Here is a 1087-nt window from a genome sequence, read left to right on the forward strand (position 1 = left end):
CAATCGGATTTTCTTCAGGAGCATAAGGAGCAAATAAATGACAAGTTATTTTCCAGTTTTCTGGAGCTAAACCTTCATTTACTTCAGCTAAAAAACTTTGCATTAATTCCCCTCTATGATAGGAAGCTCCATCCCAAAAGACAGGGTAAGCTCATCTAATTTGGTATAAATTGTACTTGACAAAGATTTCTGAATAGGGTAATCAAATCGCCATAGCACCGTCCCGCACTGCCAGTACCCAGACTTAGCCGCTGCTACCTCTGTATAATTTATAATTAGCCTTAGTCTCACTGTTGTTGATGAAAATTAATGAGGAAATAGCTCATGGGTAAAGGTTTTGCTCCCGTTCTCCCCACCGGAAATAAAGCTCAACTAAAACCTGAGCTTCCTTTAACATCAATAAATGAAATTCAAGCTAGTTTATTGACTTATCTTCAAGATATTCCTGACCCAAGAGTGTCCCGAACCCAAAAACATTTATTAACTGATATTTTAGTCATTGCTGTTTTAGCAGTTATAGCAGGAGCCAAAGGTTGGGAAGACATGGAAAATTATGGACTCAGTAAGCAGTCTTGGTTATCTGAGTTTTTAGAATTACCTAATGGCATTCCTTCTGATGACACTTTTCGGCGGGTTTTTGAACGGATTAACCCGGAAGTTTTGGCCAAAGTTTTGTCTCAATGGCTGCCCCATTTAATCGGTTCTCTTTCGGGGGAAATAGTTCCCATAGACGGGAAAAGTCTCAGAGGTTCTTACGACCGTAATCAAGGAATTAAAGCCTTGCATTTAGTGACGGCTTGGGCGGGGGAGCAGAAATTAGTTTTAGGACAAGTCAAGGTGGAAGATAAATCCAATGAGATTACTGCTATTCCCGCTTTACTAGAACTGTTAGACCTTCAAGGGGCAATTATCACCCTAGATGCTATGGGAACTCAAACGGCGATTATTAATCATATTCAAGCCAAAAAAGCTGACTACGTTGTCGCCCTTAAAGCTAATCATCCGACTCTTTATACTCAGGTCAAAAACTGGTTTGAGCAAGCTCAAGCACATCAATTTGATGGTATTCAATTTAGTTATGATTACC

Annotated in this window: 1 protein-coding gene and 1 pseudogene; one reads left to right on the forward strand and one right to left on the reverse strand. The window is 39.7% G+C overall.

The features are described from left to right. Positions 1-142, reverse strand: a pseudogene (locus PX484_RS11365) (IS630 family transposase); the annotation flags it as partial. Between the two features lie 182 nt (positions 143-324). Between PX484_RS11365 and PX484_RS11370 the strand changes: the two are divergent. Beyond that, a partial coding sequence (locus PX484_RS11370) for an ISAs1 family transposase (RefSeq protein ID WP_288103879.1) occupies positions 325-1087 on the forward strand: 763 nt, incomplete at its 3' end.

The organism is Microcystis sp. M49636_WE2 (genome assembly GCF_030065375.1).
In the GTDB taxonomy this organism is placed as follows: Bacteria; Cyanobacteriota; Cyanobacteriia; order Cyanobacteriales; family Microcystaceae; genus Microcystis; species Microcystis aeruginosa_C.